14 protein-coding genes and 2 pseudogenes are annotated in these 19,515 nt (G+C 33.3%); 9 read left to right on the forward strand and 7 right to left on the reverse strand.

Annotated features, from left to right (window positions below):
* A partial coding sequence (locus tag BFA01S_RS11390; RefSeq protein ID WP_066230111.1) for an IS3 family transposase occupies window positions 1–821 on the forward strand: 821 nt, incomplete at its 5' end.
* Window positions 822–991: 170 nt separating this feature from the next.
* Here the strand turns inward: BFA01S_RS11390 and BFA01S_RS11395 are convergent.
* Window positions 992–1,279, reverse strand: coding sequence for a hypothetical protein (locus BFA01S_RS11395; protein ID WP_066230113.1), 288 nt, complete (start codon window positions 1,277–1,279; stop codon window positions 992–994).
* A gap of 81 nt (window positions 1,280–1,360) precedes the next feature.
* Here BFA01S_RS11395 and BFA01S_RS11400 point away from each other — a divergent pair.
* The 8 genes and pseudogenes from BFA01S_RS11400 (at window position 1,361) to BFA01S_RS11430 (ending at window position 13,248) form a co-directional block, all read left to right on the forward strand.
* A pseudogene (locus BFA01S_RS11400) lies at window positions 1,361–1,990 on the forward strand (IS6 family transposase).
* 617 nt (window positions 1,991–2,607) lie between these two features.
* Window positions 2,608–2,881, forward strand: a pseudogene (locus tag BFA01S_RS21925) (IS5/IS1182 family transposase); the annotation flags it as partial.
* Window positions 2,882–3,023: 142 nt separating this feature from the next.
* Window positions 3,024–6,473 (forward strand): SDR family NAD(P)-dependent oxidoreductase, encoded by a 3,450-nt coding sequence (locus BFA01S_RS11405; protein WP_066230116.1) that lies wholly within the window; start codon window positions 3,024–3,026, stop codon window positions 6,471–6,473.
* Between the two features lie 42 nt (window positions 6,474–6,515).
* Window positions 6,516–6,755 (forward strand): hypothetical protein, encoded by a 240-nt coding sequence (locus BFA01S_RS22845; protein ID WP_169800474.1) that lies wholly within the window; start codon window positions 6,516–6,518, stop codon window positions 6,753–6,755.
* Window positions 6,756–7,460: 705 nt separating this feature from the next.
* Window positions 7,461–8,654: a cytochrome P450 family protein gene (locus BFA01S_RS11415; RefSeq protein ID WP_066230122.1), complete on the forward strand. Its 1,194-nt coding sequence runs from the start codon at window positions 7,461–7,463 to the stop codon at window positions 8,652–8,654.
* 283 nt (window positions 8,655–8,937) lie between these two features.
* A complete protein-coding gene (locus BFA01S_RS11420; protein ID WP_066230126.1) occupies window positions 8,938–10,062 on the forward strand; it encodes a 3D domain-containing protein in 1,125 nt (374 codons plus the stop codon).
* A gap of 38 nt (window positions 10,063–10,100) precedes the next feature.
* Complete coding sequence (locus BFA01S_RS11425) at window positions 10,101–10,628, forward strand: hypothetical protein (protein ID WP_066230129.1); 528 nt, start codon at window positions 10,101–10,103, stop codon at window positions 10,626–10,628.
* Window positions 10,629–11,109: 481 nt separating this feature from the next.
* Window positions 11,110–13,248 carry a peptidoglycan D,D-transpeptidase FtsI family protein gene (locus BFA01S_RS11430; RefSeq protein ID WP_156483613.1) on the forward strand — a complete coding sequence of 713 codons (2,139 nt, stop codon included), beginning with the start codon at window positions 11,110–11,112 and terminating at the stop codon, window positions 13,246–13,248.
* 111 nt (window positions 13,249–13,359) lie between these two features.
* Here BFA01S_RS11430 and BFA01S_RS11435 read toward each other — a convergent pair whose 3' ends face one another.
* From BFA01S_RS11435 to BFA01S_RS11460, 6 genes are all read right to left on the reverse strand, one after another.
* A complete protein-coding gene (locus BFA01S_RS11435; protein WP_066230131.1) occupies window positions 13,360–13,674 on the reverse strand; it encodes a DUF3895 domain-containing protein in 315 nt (104 codons plus the stop codon).
* 75 nt (window positions 13,675–13,749) lie between these two features.
* Complete coding sequence (gene xerS / locus BFA01S_RS11440) at window positions 13,750–14,868, reverse strand: tyrosine recombinase XerS (RefSeq protein WP_066230134.1); 1,119 nt, start codon at window positions 14,866–14,868, stop codon at window positions 13,750–13,752.
* A 91-nt stretch (window positions 14,869–14,959) separates the two neighbouring features.
* Window positions 14,960–15,364 (reverse strand): type VII toxin-antitoxin system HepT family RNase toxin, encoded by a 405-nt coding sequence (gene hepT / locus BFA01S_RS11445; protein WP_066230137.1) that lies wholly within the window; start codon window positions 15,362–15,364, stop codon window positions 14,960–14,962.
* Window positions 15,365–15,458: 94 nt separating this feature from the next.
* Window positions 15,459–15,857, reverse strand: coding sequence for a hypothetical protein (locus BFA01S_RS11450; RefSeq protein WP_066230142.1), 399 nt, complete (start codon window positions 15,855–15,857; stop codon window positions 15,459–15,461).
* Window positions 15,858–15,869: 12 nt separating this feature from the next.
* On the reverse strand, window positions 15,870–16,658 hold the full coding sequence (locus tag BFA01S_RS11455) for a protein kinase family protein (RefSeq protein ID WP_066230145.1): 789 nt from the start codon (window positions 16,656–16,658) through the stop codon (window positions 15,870–15,872).
* A 572-nt stretch (window positions 16,659–17,230) separates the two neighbouring features.
* Window positions 17,231–19,165: an AAA family ATPase gene (locus tag BFA01S_RS11460; RefSeq protein ID WP_066230148.1), complete on the reverse strand. Its 1,935-nt coding sequence runs from the start codon at window positions 19,163–19,165 to the stop codon at window positions 17,231–17,233.
* Between the last annotated feature and the right edge of the window lie 350 nt (window positions 19,166–19,515).

Genomic DNA, 19,515 nt, shown 5'->3' on the forward strand with positions numbered 1-19,515 from the left:
AATTTAAGGTAGTTGATTTAGTAAAAGTCGCTGGTATTCCACGTAGTACATATTATTACTGGGTAAAACAAATGAATCGTTTAGATAAATATAAAGAGGTTAAAGAAGTCATCAAACAGATCTTTCATGAACAACGAGGCCTATATGGTTATCGTCGTATCACGCTGGAATTGCGTAATCGTGGTTATTTGATCAATCATAAAACAGTACGTCGTTTAATGAATCAATTAGGTTTAAAATGTCTTGTACGTATGATAAAATATCGTTCTTATCGTGGGAAAGTGGGAAAAATCGCTCCTCACATTCTGAAACGCAATTTTAAAGCTTCAAAGCCTAATGAGAAATGGGTGACAGATATCACAGAATTTCATTTATTTGGGGAAAAGCTGTACTTATCACCTGTGCTTGATCTTTTTAACAGAGAAATTATTGCTTACAATATTGAAAAGCGACCTGCCTTTTCCCTCGTTAAAAAGATGTTAGATCAAGCATTTGAATGTTTACATGAGGACGATTCATCAATCCTTCATTCTGATCAAGGATGGCATTATCAAATGAAAAAATATCAGCACTTATTGAAAAAGAATCATATTACACAAAGCATGTCCCGTAAGGGGAATTGTTTAGACAATGCCGTCATGGAAAACTTCTTTGGCTTATTAAAGTCTGAACTACTTTATGATCAAAAATTTGAAAATATGGAACATTTCATTTCCGAATTAGAGAAGTATATTTACTATTACAATCACAAACGAATTAAAGGAAAATTAAAAGGAATGAGCCCCGTCCAATACAGAGTTCATTCCTCAGTAACTGCTTAAAACATGTGTCTAACTTTTTGGGTTCACTTCACAAGGGAAGATCCTTTTCCTGTTTATAATGTGAATTATGTTAACTAGAGGTATATAAATCAATGATTTAGAATTTTAAAGTCTTATTTAACTAATGGAATAGATTAGTTGAATAGCATTTATTATTTTATTTAAAATGATTACTTTTTATTTATTGGTGGACTTACCTGTTTGATTTCACTACCAAAAGACCATCCCCTACTTTCAAGAAAGTTACTAAATTCATCTATAAATTCAATAATTTTCATAGATTCTTTGAACCCACTTACCAAAACATTTCCTTCAATTTGTATTACTACAACTTTAGTTTCACTGAGTTTTGCTTCCTTTTCTGAAACTGGTTTCCATAATGGATCTTTTTCATAGAATCCCCGGTTCTGATGCAAAAACTTTAAAATAATTACAAGTAATCTTTGATTCTTGGACATAGTGATGTTATGACTATAAAAAAGTCTCTGATCAGTATGTAAAAGGAGCACTTATTCAAATAGAGGCATTATCAGCCTGACATCATTTTATTAACGGTAAGATGATACCTACGGTACAATCTTAGTTTTCATGATTTGCTGGAAATGATGGAAGAAAGAGGGCTGTCGGTAGCTCACACAACGATTATGCGTTGGTTTCATCAATATGGACTTGAGTCGGATAAGAGAATCAGTCGTCATCTCAAGCAAACGACTGACTCATGGAGAGTGGATGTACCTGTATCGTGCAGTAGATTCCAAAGGAAACACCATTGATTTTTATTTGAGTAAACAGAGAAACGTAACATCAGCCAAGTTCTTTTTTTAGAAAGCCTTGGCTTCTTATCATGTTTTCAAACCTCGTGTTATTACAGTCGATAAAAATCCAGCTTATCCAGTAGCTATTTAGGAATTAACAAAAGAAAAAAGATGCCTAAAGTCATCAAAATAAGGCAAATAAAATATCTGAACAACATCGTGGAACAGGATCATCAGTTTATTAAGAAACGAGTCCTTTCCATGTTAGGATTCAAATCTTTTAACATAGCTACATCCATTCTTTTAGGGGCGCAAGCTATGCATATTATCAAAAAAGAACAGATTGATTCACGGGATCAGTCTGTTCAAAATCAGGAGGAATTCATCCATCAATTGTTTGAGCTTACAGAATAAGATACGATTCCATCAGAAAGACATATGTTTTATTCTCTTTTATTTTATTTTTGCACCAGAGCCCTCTAGCACCAGGCACTTTAAATAAAAAGATAATGTTTAATTTAGAGTACTTTATCTTAATTTATGTTAATATCAGGGTATTTATCATATAATTATTAAATTTTTTACATGTATGTAAAAAAGTAGACATATATGAAAAAAAGTATATATATTATATATTTTTTAATATTTGACATATATGGAAATTTAATATATGTTCATGGAGGTAATTCTTCTTTGCTTCGACGTTAGTATTCTTGCATTTATCTTCAATTAATTAGAAGTGATTAATCTTTCGAAAATGATATACGTAACTGATTTGAAAGAATCTGATCAAACCACTAGTCGAATAAATGAGTTTTTATTAATCAATCAGAAAATGAAACCGTCCTAGAATCTATATAAATCGCGTTTGATTTTCCGCCATGTTTAGTCTCCACTTTTCTGTCCATATTGTTCCTAATAGAACGAATAAAGGAGCGGGTAAGAATGGGGAAAGGATTGAAAATTACCAATGATCACGGATGGACGGTTGAACGGCTTTGGACACATGAAAAGACGATTAGGAAGGCTCCTATTTCGCACTAACATGTGTTAGGGAGCATTCTTATTGCTACGATAGTTACGATAAAAATATAAAACCCTAAAATATTGTCGACCAAAAGAGTGTAAAGACTGCCCATTGGCCTCTGATTCCTTATGCCCAAAAAATATACAAGGTAAAGATTGAATCCGATTTACGAAAGTATAAAGCTTCAGCACGTGGTTCTGAAAAATAGAAAAACCTATTTGCCGAGAGAACCGCGGTTGAAAGGGTAAATGCTTAAGGAATTCTTTCAGTTAAACAACAAATAGGAAAAAGAGCAGCTTAATTTTAAAAAAGTCACAAAATAGGCTAGGGTTACTCTAGACATTTTTAAAGGAAGTAATTATGAAATTGATTCAAATAAGCTTTTGACGAAATATATAAAGGGAATGAGGAGGATTTATATTGTCTTCAAGTTTGGTACAAAGTAAGTTTGAGCTTTTAGCATCATATACAGGATACCCACCAGAAGAGATTGAGCGTTTGTCTCATAAATTGTTTGGAACTTTAGGATTAGATTCATTAACGCTTACACGCGTACGTGGATTTCTCGAACCAAAGCCGACGTATCAGATACTTAGTGGTTTAACTATTAAACAAGTAGCTGAAAGAATATCCGTTATTGAAGAAAATAAAACTTTTATTGGATCTGATGTACTGGAAAAAGATAGCGAATTTAATGCATTTCCTTTGACTCCGATGCAAGAATCATACGTGATTGGCGCAATGCAGGAATGTCCATGTCAAATTTCTATGTCCAGTGATGAAAACAGTAATGGCAATAATTTTGGGGTGAGTAACAGTGAGTCTATTCTCATTTTACAGCAAGTAGCTAAACTACTTTCGGTTCCAACTGACTCTCTTAATCCCTCTAAAAGCTTATTTGAGCAAGGAGTTTCTTCTTTACATGCTATACAATTAGTTAATATTCTATCCAGCATGTGGAATTCTAAACTTCCTTACAGCTTATTATTCAATTACCCGAGCATAGAAAAGCTTGTAGGGTATCGAAACGGTCTAAGGCGCGAGCGTAAAGCACTCGAACGTCCAACGTCTGCCAATATGATGGAACCAATTGCCATAGTAGGCTCAGCATGTCGATTACCAGGAAATGTATCATCTTCTGAAGAATTCTGGGACATGCTTTTGGAAGGAAAAGATTGTGTAACAGACGTTCCACTATCTCGTTTTAGTATTGATGAGGTCTATGATCCTAATCCAGATGCAGTTGGACGCAGTTACACTAATCGTGGAGCGTTTATCAAAGATGTAGAAAAGTTTGATTTCGATTTTTTCTCAATCCCAATTGCTGAAGCAAGGAGTATGGACCCCCAGCAACGTATGCTTCTCGAGGTAGCGTATGAAGCTTGTCATAATGCAGGATATGATAAAAGTAAATTAATGGGTTCAGTCACGGGTGTTTTTATAGGACAGATGAATTATGATTGGATGACGTGTTTTGATTATTCTAAAGATTATGCAGGAACAGGTGTAGCTCCCGCTATTACCTCCAATCGTATTTCCTATGCCTTAGATCTTACAGGGCCTAGTTTGACTATTGATACAGCTTGTTCGTCTTCCTTAGTTGCTGTAGATGCAGCAGTCTCTAATTTACGTAACGGTTCTTGTAATATGGCAATAGCTGGTGGCGCGAATTTAATATTAAGTTCTGATGCATATGTGACCACATCTCAAGCAGGGATGCTCTCTGTGGATGGTCGTTGCGCTACATTTGATAACGCTGCAAATGGCATTGCTCGTGGTGAAGGGATAGGTACGGTCGTTCTAAAGCGTCTTAGTGACGCACAGGCAGATGGGGATCCTATACTAGCAGTGATTCGTGGTTCAGCAGTTAATCAAGATGGTCGCAGCGCTGCCTTAACAGTGCCCAATGGTCATGCTCAAGAAGCAGTGATTAAGCAAGCTCTTAATGTAGCCGGTCTTGAGGGACGTGATGTTGATTATATTGAATGTCATGGAACTGGAACGCCTTTGGGCGATCTTATTGAAGTTGAGGCAATTAAGAATGTACTGGGTTATCAACGCTCTAAACCACTTGTGCTTGGATCTGTTAAGACAAATATAGGTCATTTAGAAGGTGCTGCCGGGATAATAGGGTTAATAAAAACGATTGAGGTATTAAGACATCGTAAAGCTCCTGGAAATGTACATTTTAAAACTTTGAATCCAAAAATTAATCTAGACGATTTTGCTGCTATAATTTCTTCAAAATCAGTGGATCTTAGATCTGATGAAGATAATAATACTCTTATTGCGGCTGTTTCATCATTTGGCTATGGTGGGACTAATGCTCATGTCTTGGTGGAATCTTGGGAAAAAGAAAGTCCTACTAGAGAAACTACAACTAAAGTTGTTAATTCTAATTTCGAAGTAGCAGCGTCTAAAGAGGATACAGGTCTTGTAAGTTCAAGTTCAACAAATTTGCAGGAGAGTAGCTCTGCGAATGCTCCTCTTTTCCGTTCAGTATCGTTACCTTGGAATAACCCTGTAATAACTGAACCATCTACAAAGCCTGTAGATAAAAATGATCTAATGGAGTCTCTATTTAAAACAGAATGGGTATCATTACCTTCTGCGGGTTCTGAACCTTCTTCGGGACTAGGGTCATATTTAATGATTTCAAGGGACGAGATCAATATAGGACTGCCTCAAAGTTGGCATGCGGTTCAGGTTAGCGATAAAAAGGAATTAGAGGCTATACTCACTCAAAAAGCTTGGACACATGTTGCAATGTTGAGTGCTGGTCATGAAGAAGATGTTAATCTTGCTCTGTGGTTGTTACAAGCAGTAGGGCGCAATACAGATAGTCAAATTAAGCAAATTTGTTTTGCAACAAAAACTGAAAGCACTGATGATGCTGGATTGTGGGGTCTTTCACGCACGTTCCGACTTGAAAATCCTGAAATTCGAACACAATGTCTAGAATACAAAGATACTCAATATCTTCTGAATGCTATTGGCCAGTGTTTCGAGAATTCAGGAGAAGACGAATTTTTAAGTGATCAAAATGGTAAGATTCATGTTTCACGGTTGCGCCGTTGCACACATATTGAATCTTCTACAAAATTATCTCTCAGAGGTGATGCAAGCTACATCATCAGTGGAGGACAAGGGGCGCTAGGTTTAGTAGCCGCAGATTTACTTGTTCAAAGAGGTGCCAAATATATAGTATTGCTTTCTAGGTCTTCCATGAAGACAGAAGTTGAAGACAAACTTATTAACCTACGTAAGCATGCAAATATAGAACTTTTAAGTTGTGATGTTTCAAAAGAAGTAGATGTTTTATCTGTTAAGGATTGGCGGGAAAGGAAAAAGTGGCCTGCTGTTCGTGGTATTGTGCACACCGCAGGTGTGCTAAGTGATGGAACCATACAGAATCAATCTTCAGAGAAGTTACAGGTAGCTTATAGTGCTAAAGTTAATGGTGCTCGCTATTTACATGACACATTTATGCCACCAGACTTTTTACTTCTGTTTTCTTCTGTCGCTGCAACCTTCGGTTCTGCGGGACAGGGAAGCTATGCAGCAGCTAATGCAACACTGGATGCACTAGCACTAAAGTGGTCTCGTGCAGGAGATTCTGTCTTATCTGTGCAATGGGGAGCATGGTCAGACGGCGGAATGGCTAAACGCCATTCAGCAGTAAAGCCTGCTGAAACAATGGGGTTTGGTTCTATCTCCAACGAGTTAGGTAAAAAGGCAATTGAACAACTTCTTGTGAGTGGAAGAAGAGGTGTTGTCTGTGTCACTCCAATCGATTGGGGTAATTTACAATTTAACATCCCGTTAATTTCTCGATTGATTAAACCAAACTTCTTACAGAATAAAGATTAAATTGATCTTACTATAAATCTGGAAGATTTTGTTCGTAACGCTGTGGGAAAGGGAATGTCAATTCCTTTAAATTCTTTCACAGTAATAAAATATCATTCAGATGATATTCAGATCAAAAGAGGTGAGTTCAACCCAAAATATTATTTCAAACAGTATTCCATTGCAGATGGGTACAAGCTTGCTGTGTGTGTTGAAGCAGATGACTTTCCAGAAGAAATAGAATATGTGAATTTAATTGATTTGTACAAAAAGTTATCTAGTTATACATTCGATGACATATAACATTAAGATTATCGAAGGGGAAAGTGTTCCTAATACACTTAAATCACATTAAAGTGATTAAGAATGTTGTGATGACAACCCAGGGTCAGAAGAATTTTATCATGAAGACATAGGAGAAAATATTACGATAATAGCGACAAATTTCTGCTATTATCATTGTAGATATATCAATTGGTAAACTAATGTTTAATCGAAATTGAACTGCACCCCAATCGTTAGATTTTTTTGTCTAACAATTGGGGTGCAGTTCAATTCAGAAATGAATTTGGTTCCTTTTCTATTCTTACTTCCTATGGCGACATTAAAAGAAGAAGTTAGAGTTTGAAAATTTCCAGTTTCTAACCTATAATTGACAATAAATACAATTAGACTTAACTATAAATTCTGAAAATCGATATAAAAATTTCATAAAAAGAGTTTTAAAGAATAGAGTAGTTTGGGGAATACAAAGTAAAGATGAATAGTGTGTCTGTAAACCAAATGAGTATGAAAGTATTGAAGGGTTACTTTCAACATTACTAAATAACTTTATATAGAATAATAGGAAGGTTAATGTAATGTTGATAGTAAAAGGGAAACGCAAGCAAAACATCAATACTCATGAATATTAACAATCTTCCTAAGATAATTTTCTAAATAGTGATGGAAAATCGATTGGTTGTACTAAAATTATGATGGAATTATATTCGAGAGGAGACTTCAAATATGAATTCAAGTAATAAAACAAATAACAATTTATTTACTAAGGAATTCACGAAAGATCCATATCGTACTTATGCTGAATTGCGAGATACAGACCCTATATGTAAAACACTCTTTCCTGATGGCCAATATGGCTGGATGATCACAAAATATGAAGATGCTGTTGAAGTTTTGAAGGATCTTAGATTTATTAAAGATTTTTCTAAACTAATTGGTGGGAAGATGGAACATGAAAGTATTTTCACTCATAATATGCTTTTTTCCGATCCGCCAGATCATAAAAGATTACGCGGGCTTGTGCAACAGGCATTTACTCCACGAATGGTAACAGGAATGAGAGAGCGCATACAGGAAATAACTGATGAGCTTTTGAGTAAAGTTTCTAATAACAATAAGATAAATTTAATTGATGATTTTGCTTTTCCTTTACCGATTATTGTAATATGTGAGATTCTTGGTGTTCCAACAGAAGACCGTGACAAGTTTCGACTATGGACTACTTCATTAATCGAAGGTTCTAATGGGGAGCATGCAGAAGATATAGCTATTCATATGCAGGAATTTACCGAATACCTTGGGGAACGGTTTGCTAAAGTAAGATTAAATCCTGGAGAAGACCTAATCAGCCAACTTATTGTTGCTGAGGATGAAGGTGAAAAATTAACTGAGAAAGAATTATATGGAGTTGTGTCACTTCTAATTATTGCAGGGCATGAAACTACAGTTAACTTGATTGGCAATACTATTCTTTCCCTATTGGAACACCCTAAGCAGCTTAAGCTATTGCAAGATAATCCTGAATTGATACGTACAGCTATTGAAGAATCACTGAGGTACAATGGACCAGTCGAATTCAGTACTTCCCGATGGGCACGTGAAAGTTTTGAATTTAAGGGAAAATCAATAAATAAAGGAGATTTAGTTATTATTGCTCTTAATTCAGCTAACCATGATCCCTATCAATTTAAAGACCCAGAGGTATTTGATATTACTCGAGAGAAAAGTCCTCACCTTGCTTTTGGGAAAGGAATTCATCTATGTCTTGGTGCGCCGCTTGCCCGTTTAGAAGGAGAAATTGCTATCAGCAGTCTTTTAGAACGCTTCCCAAATATTAAATTAGCGATTGATAGAGAGGAACTGGAATGGAGACCAGGGATGATAGTGAGAGGAGTAAAAGAAATACCCCTTTCTTTTTAATTTTTTACGACCCTAACCGACTCTACCACAGTATATACGGCTGTTAGGATCGTATTTTTATCCCGCAGAATCACATGAATTGAGACTGTTAAGAAGTTTTTTCAAAATACTAGCAACAATGGGATTCATTCTGAACTAATAACTCATTGCTTTAAAATCCTCCCATTGTTAATATATACATATAAACAAGTGAATAGTTTTAAAAGGGAAGCACCCTAAGTAGTGAGTTTATCACGATTTAGGGTGCTTCCCTTTTTTTGCTTTCATCATTAAGGAGAGAACCATGTATAAGAGATCCCTTGCCATTACGCTAATGTTAATCCCTGTATTTCTTGCTATTAATGCACCTACCGCAAGAGCTGAGTCCGCTACAGAACCATATGAACAGCAATTGCTTCAAGAAGAGCGGTCCGTTGTCGAAAAGGAACAACAAAAAGAAGGAATCCAAAAAGAAATAAGCAGCATTATGGACGAGCTGAATGTCGTCCAAGAGTCTATCAATATTCAATCAGAAGAAATAAGCGGGATTACTGAAAAAATCAAACAAGTTCAACGATCGATAGAAGAGAAAAAACGAGAAATAATAACTCTACAGGACAAAACCTTGGTACGATACAACATCATGAAAAAGCGGATAATAACCCTTCAGGAAAATAATCAAGTCAATATAGTTCTTGATACAGTATTAAATTCCAAAGGTATTGATGATTTTCTTCAGAGGATAATTGCTATTAATACATTAATGAGAGCTGATAACGATATTCTTAAGAGTCAAAAAGAAAATTTAATACAAATTCAGAAAGATAAGGAAGCAATTAGCGATCAGGAGAATATCTTAGAGTCTATCCAAGATGAACTTCGTTCTAAACAAAAAGAAATGGTGCTGCAGCTGGATAAGAAGAAGATTAATATAAAAAGTCTTCAATCGAATTATCAACTACTGACTGACCAAATTCAAATGGCCGAACAAAATAAAAAAGAGATTGAAGAAAAAATCAAACAAGTTAATGAACAAATAAAGCGGGAGCAACAAGAAGCTGCAATGCGCGCGCAATTGGCAGCCCAATCTGCTGCTAATGAAGTCAAACCACCACCAGAAGAATCTGTAAGCGGTGTTGAAATGTATGTAGAATCTACTGCTTATTCATGGGAAGAAACATATCATAACAATTATATAACTAAATTAGGCTATAACATTAAAACAGATCCAACTCTAAAACTAATTGCGGTAGACCCGTCTGTTATTCCTCTAGGATCTAAAGTATGGGTAGAAGGCTATGGAGAAGCAATAGCCGGCGATACTGGTGGAAAGATAAAAGGCCATATTATTGACGTTCTAATGCATAGTAAAGCAGATGCCTTAAAATGGGGAAGGAAAAAAGTTGTAAAGATAATCGTTTTGAAATAACTGATTAAAGAGGGAGAAGCTTATAAAGGAGAACACTCATGAAAAAATTATTTATTGCATTATCTCTATTACTGGTTGGGATTATCGGTGTAATCACCCCCGTTTTATTGCTTTCCAATAATCATAGCTACAGTCAAACTAAAAAGGATAGTGAATTACTCGTAAACTATATAGAGTATATAAAACAACTACATTATAAGAGTAAAGATGTTCATACAGAAGATAATTTTATCTATTCCGTATATGAAAATGGAACGGATATTGGTTTAATGGAATATTCACTCAATGATGTAGTTAAAAGTGAAGATAGGAATGTAGGATCTATTGTTTTTCTGCCTCTAAAGGGAAAGCACCATAATTATATAGCATTAAAGTTAAATAGCAGTATTACAGAAAGTAGTTATTTTACAATACTCATTGAAGATAAGAAGAAAAAGTTTCCTTTAAATAAAGAAGTAATGGACCAGGACATTTTTATAAAAAAGGTGGATTTTGATCCGAATAAGGTGAGTGTTATCAATGTTTTTAACGAAGAAGATATTAAAATACTTACACTCTCTAGATAAGTTAATTAACAATCCGGCTCTAATACAATAAACTTTTTAGAAATTAATCATTACAGTTTTTACTCTTCAAAAATAATACTTAAATAAAGAAGAAAGCTATCGTTTTGATCAGTCACATTTTTTAAAACGATAGCTTTTTGTATGTGATGAGATCAAATTTTGACGGTGATTTTTAAGCACCTTTCATTTTAAAAGAAATTATGATTAATAGGTAACATCAAAATAAGTCATATCTTCATATGTAATTAACTCCACCATCTAAAGACATATAGAATATTCCTTCATGTAAAATTATAAATTCTTAACAAAAATCACTCCTTTTATCTTATTTATCTATTATTTTATGTAACAAGTTTTTTCTTTTTTCGTCAAATTAATTATGCTTTATTTTAACATTTTATAAGTAAATTAACATTTATGGAATCTTACTTATGAAATCGTTATCTCTAAAATCCAGAGAAGAGAGAAAGGAGATTTCATTTTGCCAGAGCAGGATGCAAGTGCGTCTGAACAACGCAAGTTGAAAAAAAAGCGTTATTTACGGATTAATATATTCTTTTTTATTGTTTTTATCTGTTTTGTTGCACTTATTTTAAGGCTTGGCCTCGTTCAAATCGTGTATGGGGAAGATTATAGAAAAGAGGTAGAAAGAACAGAAGATATTATTATAAGTAATCCGGTTCCACGTGGGAAAATATATGACCGCAATGGACTGGTCATTGTCGATAATCTACCAATGAACGCAATAACATATACAAAATTTCAAAAAACAACTTCTAAAGAGATGATACAGACAGCAGAAAGACTTTCAAAAATACTTGAATTAGAGGAAAAAGATACTGAAGTAAAAGAACGTGATTTGAAGGATTATTGGATTACGACAAGACCAGAGAAAGCAGCAAAAAAAATTACAGAGAAAGAATTAAAAGATCCAAAGTTGGAGGACAAAGATCGCTATGATCGCCAAATTGAACGGATTACTGAAAAAGATTTAAAAGAAATTTCTCAAGGAGAGCTTGAAATAGCCGCTATTTTCCGAAATATGAATGCCGGTTATGCTCTTACTCCACAAATTATTAAAAAAAATGCTACAGAGGATGAATTTTCTCAAGTGAGTGAGCAGTTGGCTCTTTTACCTAATGTTGATATTACAACAGATTGGAATCGTGATTATCCACATAAGGAGATTTTCCGCTCTGTGCTTGGGAAGGTATCCTCTTCAACGGATGGATTGCCACAAGAAAGATTAGATTATTTTTTATCTCGCGGTTACAATCGGAATGATCGTGTTGGTTTAAGCCAATTAGAACTCTATTATGAAGATATATTACATGGAAAAAAAGCAAAAATAAAAAATATAACAGATAAGGGTGGAACTCTTTTAGAAACAGAGACGATCTCAGAAGGAGAAAGAGGGAAAGATTTAATTTTATCTATTGACTTTGAATTACAAATCGAAATTGAGAAGATTATTGAGGAAGAACTTCGTAAAGAGAAAGCTAGATCACCATATGCAGACCGTGCATTCCTTGTGATGATGAATCCATATACAGGGGAAGTTCTTTCGATGGCTGGAAAGCAGCTTGTTCGCAAAAATGGTAAATTTGAAATGAATGACTTTGCACTTGGTAATGTAAATACACAGTATGTTATGGGTTCTTCTATAAAAGGAGCAACTATTTTAGCCGGATTACAATCAGGCGCTATTTCACGAAGTACTGTATTTTATGATGGTGGTCCGAAGTCATTATATTTTAGTGGAACTGAACCTAAAGGATCTGCTTCCAGTAGTATCGGATCTATTGGAATTGCAGGAGCTTTAAAAAAATCATCAAACGTTTATATGTTTAAAACGGTTCTAAAAATGTTAGGTAAAGAGTATTATGCTCACATGTCAGTTCCCCTTAAAGCAGAAGCTGTACAAGAATTTCGAAATTCATTTAGTCAACTGGGTCTAGGTGTAAAAACTGGAATTGATCTTCCAAACGAAACAAGGGGACAAGAAGGGAGTACGATTAGTAAAGAAGCTGGTTTATTCCTTGATCTTGCGATTGGACAGTATGATAGTTATACACCTATGCAATTAGCACAATACGTATCCACCATTGCAAATAATGGTTATCGAATCAAACCACAATTAGTAAAAGAAATCCACGAACCGGCAGATGATGAACAGTTAGGTCCCGTGTCTAAACCATTTAAACCCCAAGTGTTAAATAAAGTTTCAATGAGTGACGCTGATTTAAAAGCGGTTCAAGCAGGGTTTAGACAAGTTTTCCTTACTGGTGGAACAGCTTATAGTGTGTTTGGAAAAGCTCCATATCACGGTTACCAAGCAGCCGGGAAAACAGGTACAGCACAGTCATATTTTAAGGTTGAAGGAAGAAAAAATACTATATATACGAATAATGTAACACTTGTAGGATATGCCCCTTACGAAAAACCAGAAGTTGCCTTTTCTGTCGTTGTTCCACACGTATCAAGTGCTGGTACTCTTGTAAATAAAGAAATTGGTGCAAGAGCTTTAAAAGCATATTATGATCTTAAAGAAAAGCGACAGTCAGGTCAAACTGATAATGGTAATGAAGTGGAAGAGCAATCAAAAGAAGTAGCAGAATGATTTAAAAGTAGAAAATATGATTTTAATGAAAATTAAAACTTACTAAACATTTTAAAAAGGCTGACTCTATAGGTCATTAAATAATGACTTTTTCGAGTTAGCCTTTTCTTTTTATCGAAACAATGTTAGCTGTTCTTCTTCCTGTACACTCTTCATTTCTACCTCTGATTCACTTTCGTATATCTCCATAACTTTTGTATATTCACAATTGTCTCGGTCTTTTTTAGCAGCTGCTAAAATCCCGCTTTTTGAGAGCTTTTCAAGATAGCGAATTACTTCAAAATATAGCTTAGGTCTACCTGTAGAATATAGGTCACTAGAATATTTATGATTATTTATAAGGTGACTACAAAGGGAGATTGCTGATATATTGCTATTTGATTCCACATACTCATCAATTAATTTCTCTATATTTTTCTTATCCAATTTCAACAACTCCAAACTGCATCATTTAAAGACAATTAATAATTCTACAAATAAAGCGGGAGAGTTCCCTCTTTATTATTTTAATCTTTTCCTTCTCTCAGCAAGTGCTTCAGCAGCCTTCTTAGCTTTTTCTTTACTGGTATGGACGTAAAGGAGGGCAGTAGTTTCTGACGTATGACCCAGCTGCTCCATAACAAGAGACAGATCTTGTGTTTCATCCATTAGATTTGTAGCATAGGTATGTCTAAGTTTATGTGGAGACATGCTTCGCTTACCATTATTAAAAGCTTTTGTATACTTTCTAACTAAATCTTGTACAGTTCTTATTGTGATAGGGGAACTCTCATTATTTCGTTTAGTTAAAAATAAATACTCATGTTCAGCATCGGTTCCTTTATATCTTTCTTTTCTAATATTCATGTATATTTGTAAATCTTCCATGACTTCATCAAAAACGGTAACAACATCTTGTTTACCGCCTTTTCTTATAACCATTATGGTATTGTCATCAAAGTTTAAATCTCGTATCCTAAGTTCAACTAATTCATTCACCCGAATACCGCTACCCAATAAAAGGGAGAGGATGGCATAGTCTCTTTCTTTATCTCTTAAGAAATATGACTTCTGTTTTGGAGATAATTCATTCTCATAATTGGCTTTTATATAATCTAAAAAATCTATATCTCTATCATTTTGAAAGATACTATTAGCTAATTTGTTACTTCGAGCATTTAAAGACTCTTTTTCTTTAATAACGGGTATTTTTTGCATAACATTTCGGTGAAAAAGGGGCTCACCTTCACTATTTTCATATTGAGTAGTTAAGTATTTAAAAAGGGAACGTAAAGCAGATTTTTTTCGATTAACCGATGACCGTTCTCTTGTCTTTGTTTCCACTTTTGATACAATCACTTCTTCATCTTCAAGCTTTCTGATATAAGTTATAGCCAAATCGAGTGGTAGATCAGCCAATACTTGATGGGGAATATCCTTAATTTCATCCACTTTTGCAATTCCTTCAGTAATTAACCAGTCAAAAAAGTCTTTAAAATCTAATAAATAATTGAAAAGGGTAGAAGAGGATCTATGATTATTCTCCATGGTATAAACGTAATCTTTAACATACTCTGGCATTTGACGTAATAAATCTTTATATTTCTGTTTATGTTTCTGATGCTGTCTAGTATTAGCCAATTTACAACACCTAACTTTGTCTGATTTTGTCGAATTTCGTGTATAATACAATTTTTACGTGTAATTGTTTACATGATAACTTTATTATTTATTAGCGTAAAAGTATTGTTTTTGTATACTCTATAAAGTCTAAAAGATGGATTTCAATAATCTGTTGTAAAATAACCAAATTTATCTCTTGGTAATCATGAACTACCATGTTTCTAAAATCCACCATGGCTTTCATTTTTTGAACTAGAGAAGAGGGGAGAATATCTGCTGTTTCTAGTAAAGTAAAAGCGTCTTGGCTACTTTGCGGTAAACCAAGTTTCCCTTCAGCGATAATATACATGGCCAAATAAATACTTGCTTCACATGCACGTTGCAAATTAAGTATGATAGAGTCTTGCTTAGTAAAATTTTTTAGATGTTCAGGATTCTGATCGTATTCTTCTTTGATGCGTTTAATACAACGTTCAATAATGCTTATTTTATTTAAAATAATGTCATTCTTCATAAAAAATAGACTCACTTTCTTGTACATTATCAAAAACAAATCATCGTTCATCGATTAATTTTGCATAAAACGCTCTCACTTAACCAAGCAACTTTTAATTGCTTAAATCATTTTTATCGTCGGGATAATAAAGAGATTTACGTAAGGTCACATCACGATGTTTTAGGGTTTCTCCTTTAAAGCGTAACCAAATCTCGTCATCCGCCATAACACCATGAGTTTTTCGAATAATTGCCCAGCGGTTGTAACTGTTTAGCCCAAGTGCAGCCAGCAACCGGTCCGCATTGACCCTTGTTTCAGGAAACACACGCCACTTTAACCATTTCTCCAACTCTATTTTTGTAATATAACCTTCTGGATTAGGGGAAAATTGCTTATTAAATCCTTCTATATAATTAATTACGTACGGTTTATCACTTTCAAGCGGTTTTAAATCAACGTTAGCAATAATATCATCAAATAACATAACATCAAATTTCATAAAGTCGATCATTTCAACACCTTCTTAGTCAATTATTAGTCTTTGTAGTTGCATATCTCGTAATTGCGAGAGTACAACTTCCTTAGCTCTGCCTAATTCGTATGGTGCCTCATTTAACTTTTCTAGTAATAACGACCGCTTAATAAAAGGTTCACCTCGATACAAGGCTAACTGTTTAGAAAATGAAGAATTGAAAGGCTTTGCTTTTACTTTTCTCTTTAAAATACTTAATGGTTTTTCTAGTGGATAATCCTTTATATCTGACAATAAGCTTAATCCATGATCAAAAATAGGAGACAGTTTCCATGATTCTTTTTCAGGGTTCAATAAAAACAATATATTATTTGTATGACGGTCTTCATTAAGAATGAAAGCATCGAAGGCCAACATTTGTGAAACTTCTTTAGAAACATCTAATCCTGTGAAATCAAATACTTTATACATAATTGAATTGAATTTGTCTTCTGTGGAGTATCTAACATTGTTTAATATATCATCAGTTGATTCGAAATTAGCCTCGAATAAGCGTTCGAGTGTTACTTCTTGAAGATAACCACGAAAATCTTCGGAATAGCAACCTTCTTTAATTATTCCATCATGCTTTTCTATCAAGCAAGGAGTGTAAGTAGCAAAAGTATCTTTAGGTAAGGTGGAACAATCTAATATAAGATATGCTACGTATTCGGCTATATTTTCGTAACCTAGAGTATTTTCTTTAATCCATCTATTTTCAATTAACCATTTAGATTGATCACCTTTACTTGAGGTACTGATAATCGTTTCAGTATCTTGTGGAATTGTTATACGTTCCATTGGATCAACCCCCATAAAATATAATTTATACTTATAAACAACCACTTCTAGAAATAGATTAAATATAATCAACATTAAATAAAATTATAATATAGTCAATAAATTGAAAATAGTATTTACTCAAACCTAATATAGAATTATTACTTTTTCTGATACTGATGAATGTTAGAAAACTATTTAAAAACCATATTTTGCTTTAATTAGGTACTTTTTTATTATACCAAACGTTCGTTTTGTTATCTATATTCAATTTTTCGTAAAAGAGAGATTATACACGTAATTAAAATAAAGTTTATTCATTATCTCTTCCCCTTTATTTCTTGTATAAGAATTTATAATAAGTTAAGTAAAGCATTAAAGCTGTGACTTTGAATTTATAAGAAGCATGTTTTGATGATGTTCTTTTCAAAACATGCTTCTCTATTTACTCTTTTATTATTTCTTTAGAATAAAGGTTGATCAAAATAGATTTTTTTCCAGTAGGTTTAAGTTTCAATTTTATAAAAAAGGTTGATTGTTTTCTACCTATAATCTTCTTATTGAAGAAATGAATACTTTAGTTGAATGTAATCTTAAAATAATTTGTTGATTTCTTTAAACATATTTTCAAATCTATCTAATGTACCAGTGGAAAAGTCACTAGCATCCATTCCTAATTGAGTAAGTTTATTAGAAGGACGATAATGGTTAAACCTTGACTTACCAATAATTTTATTGATTTGTTTTATTACTTGATTAATCTTAGGATCAAGCTGTTCAAGAGTAATGTCATCATATTCATCAAAAGTCATATTGAACAAATTAATGTATTCCTCTTTTTCAAATAAATCTTCAATATCAGAATGGCTACCTTCTATATCTGTAAATTCATCAAAAAATCTAATATTTTTTTCTTTTATTATTCTGTGCATTATTAAATCTTCAACTTTTTTCTTTCCCTTCTGGTCAGTAAAGGAATCCAATAAACAAACAACATTTATCTTACTTCCCCTGAAAAGTGATATAAATGATGAAACTTTATCTAGACCGCCCACCGGCACTATTGTAATGTTGTTTTCTAGACCAGTTCTACCCTCAGTTTCTAATAAACCTGACATAACTGTTAAATACAAGAGATCCGCAGGTCCTTCAACTAATAAATTATTTTTCGAAATATATAGATTTTGCGCAATGTCGTATCCTAATGCTGCTTGTAACGGGAACAATGTATCAGAATCTTTTTCCTCAATAGCATCTGATATAAAACTCCCCTTTTTCGGATCCATCGAATCAAATACTGTTCGCACTTCATTAAGTTTAGTTGCATCAATCATAAAAGGAGAGTGTGTTGTATAAATTACTTGATAGTCATTGGATAATTTCTCTTCAATGAATCTAAGAAGATCATTCTGTGCCGAAGCATGAAGGTTTAATCCGGGCTCATCAAGTAAGAGTATATATTTCCCACTGTTTTCATTCTGAATTTTACTGAACCAAACTAAAAAGGAAAAGAACCATATAAACCCTTTACTTCGATTCTTCAGCGGCAATGATACACGGTGTTTAGTATTTCTAATTCTAATATTTAAAATTTTATCTTCTCTAATAACTTGATTATTACCATTTTTCTCAATGAAAGGTTCAATTTCAAATCTTATTTCAAGGTTAGTATTTGTTGTCCAGTATTCCAAAAATTCATCTGTTATAGCATTTGAGGTTGCTTCTAATTCAGATATAAAAGCTTCAAAACTATCGGCATCTTTTAGTTCATCAATATCAATATTAGCCAGTTCAAAAAGTGCCTTTGCAGTGTTGAATTCCTCTTTTGTAAACTCCGCATCTATTTGTTCAGTCATCATCTTATTTAGACTAATACGGGACGGAATAGAATAATACTCATCAAAGTACCAAAATTTCGGTAAGTTAGGTTTAATATAATGTTTAGCAATATAACCTTGGATAAGATTATCCCATTCAAATGAATTTGGAATAATTGTCTCATTTATATAAGATAATATAGCATTTGCCTCTTCATTTTGTTTACAAAGTTCGATTAATTCCCTTAATGTTTTACTTTGATTTAATATATTTATTAACTCTTCCTCTAAATCGAATTTCTGAAGCAAACTAGTAATATATTTTTTTTCGTTTGCTCCCAAGTAATATGTACTGCCACCCTTGTATTTAACACCATAACTTACTTCCTTAGAAGTAAAAACGCCTTCCCCAATATCAGCATTTATTGTTTCAATCAACTTTTCATCCAACAAAAAAGTGCATTTAACAACTTCAACATCTGCACCAGATTTTTGAAAGTTTTTCCACTCATTTTTAGGAAAATCAAAAGTATCATTAAATTTAAAAGTTGGATCATTTTCAAAATAATTAAATTTTGCAAGTGCCTCTAAAAAGGATGTTTTCCCAGATTCATTTTTTCCTACCAACCGTGTAACACTATCTTCTATATCTACTGTTTGCTCATTAATAAAGCTTTTATATTTATTAATAACAACTTTTTTTAACTTCATAATATAACACACCTCTCAAAATGATAAGTCTTACAATTTAATCCTAATATACCATTATATTATTTTTTTCGTCTATATTTCAAATTAGGTGGTAATGTATCACTAGATTACAATCCATTAATGATAGGAACTACATCTTAATTGATGTAATACTTCTTTATAGGTCCTTTCATGGTTAATATGATTCTAGTAATTCTAGGTATATACATTTATTATTTTTTTCAACAATCTGGTCCGATTGCTGAATAAGAAAAAATCCTGCACTTCAATACAGGATTTTTGATCAAACTTTATTATAAACGATCAGACTTTTTTAAAAATGATCGAACTTTATTTCAAAACCATATTTA

Origin of the sequence: Metabacillus fastidiosus NBRC 101226, assembly GCF_001591625.1 — a bacterium.
In the GTDB taxonomy this organism is placed as follows: domain Bacteria; phylum Bacillota; class Bacilli; order Bacillales; family Bacillaceae; genus Metabacillus; species Metabacillus fastidiosus.

Coding starts and splice junctions, on each gene's coding strand:
- BFA01S_RS11395 (WP_066230113.1), bottom strand. CDS start 1,279: ATGTCCAAGAATCAAAGATTACTTGTAATTATTTTAAAGTTTTTGCAT.
- BFA01S_RS11415 (WP_066230122.1), top strand. CDS start 7,461: ATGAATTCAAGTAATAAAACAAATAACAATTTATTTACTAAGGAATTC.
- BFA01S_RS11420 (WP_066230126.1), top strand. CDS start 8,938: ATGTATAAGAGATCCCTTGCCATTACGCTAATGTTAATCCCTGTATTT.
- BFA01S_RS11425 (WP_066230129.1), top strand. CDS start 10,101: ATGAAAAAATTATTTATTGCATTATCTCTATTACTGGTTGGGATTATC.
- hepT (WP_066230137.1), bottom strand. CDS start 15,364: ATGAAGAATGACATTATTTTAAATAAAATAAGCATTATTGAACGTTGT.
- BFA01S_RS11450 (WP_066230142.1), bottom strand. CDS start 15,857: ATGATCGACTTTATGAAATTTGATGTTATGTTATTTGATGATATTATT.
- BFA01S_RS11455 (WP_066230145.1), bottom strand. CDS start 16,658: ATGGAACGTATAACAATTCCACAAGATACTGAAACGATTATCAGTACC.
- BFA01S_RS11460 (WP_066230148.1), bottom strand. CDS start 19,165: ATGAAGTTAAAAAAAGTTGTTATTAATAAATATAAAAGCTTTATTAAT.